Here is a 1,139-nt window from a genome sequence, read left to right as displayed (position 1 = left end):
TCTATCCGTCGAACCGGGTCAACCTCATCTTATAGTGCCGATGGTCGGAGCTTTTTTATCGACGTCGCGCATGCGATCGTGATTAAGTTGTTTCTGCTGTTGCCAATTCATCCGTAAGCCCGTTGGCCGCTTCGCGAGGCAAGCGCGCGAACGGGTCCGTGACTGGGTGCGTGCACGTCGTGCACAAGCACTGATTGATTCGCCCTTCAGCGGACACAGGACACGTAGCTCCTGTGCGGGTCGTGGTAATTACTTACTCGACCGTTGGTAAGATTGATCACCTTGTGGATGCGCTTACCCGCGAAGGTGTGCGACCAATATATGCTGCTGCCCCCCCAGCCATAAAGGCCATCGGGATAACGTGGATCGTTTTTCAAAGCCACGATCCCGTATTTGCTCTCCGTCGCAGTAGTGTTACCAGCGTTCGCGTACTCGAACAACGCCTTCAGCTCTTCGACGGTCGGCAGCCGCATATGCCGTTTCGCGCAGTGGTACAGCGCGTCGTGATAGTCGTACCGAACGACCCGAACTCCATTGAAGGTGTCTGTGGCGCTCTTCTTTGCGCGGGGAACTCGAATCTCGCGCGGATCCGTGTCCGTTACGGGGCGGCTGAAACAGATCTTGGAGGAGAAGACGGTCGTCCCACCGCCAACCATTGGATAGGTTCCCTCAGGCATGCAGATCTCTTCAGCAGCGACCGCCGCGTCCATCGGCGCCGCGGCGAGCGAAATGCTCCACCACAGAAGGGATGCTGCAGATAGTAATCCACGTAGCGACATAGATCTCAGCGCCCGCTTTCCGACGGTATAAGTCATGGCATGGCCGGTTATTTTGGTAACCGGTTAAGGAAAAGTTGCGTGAGCCGCTGCGTAGATGATTGTGAATCGGTTCCCTAATAGTGCATCATGCTCTGCCAAAAAAGGAAATCCCAATGGTGACACGTCTGACGTACGGCGCGGCGAGGTTGGCGGGAGCTAAGGCGTGCCATACGCCGTAAGCGCGGCGGACGGCCCGCAGCGTCGGAACCATGTCGGCCGTTCTCTGTCTGTCGTCAACGACCGTTGAGCCTCTCGAAACCGCCCTTCACACGCCTGGCTGTCCAGTGGCGGGACTGGGTCGGTTTCGGGCGACCGCGTCGG

Annotated in this window: 1 protein-coding gene; it reads right to left on the bottom strand. The window is 57.8% G+C overall.

What is annotated here, in order from left to right; translation table 11 throughout:
- Positions 1-206: 206 nt before the first annotated feature.
- A complete protein-coding gene (locus BG61_RS38535; RefSeq protein WP_129572284.1) occupies positions 207-815 on the bottom strand; it encodes an Lcl C-terminal domain-containing protein in 609 nt (202 codons plus the stop codon).
- Between the last annotated feature and the right edge of the window lie 324 nt (positions 816-1,139).

It is taken from the genome of Caballeronia glathei, assembly GCF_000698595.1.
GTDB lineage: Bacteria > Pseudomonadota > Gammaproteobacteria > Burkholderiales > Burkholderiaceae > Caballeronia > Caballeronia glathei.
Note: the sequence above shows the minus strand (reverse complement) of the source record. Positions and strands in the feature narration are given on the sequence as shown.

Excerpts from the sequence above, each read along its gene's own strand:
- BG61_RS38535 (WP_129572284.1), bottom strand. The coding sequence starts at position 815 with ATGACTTATACCGTCGGAAAGCGGGCGCTGAGATCTATGTCGCTACGT.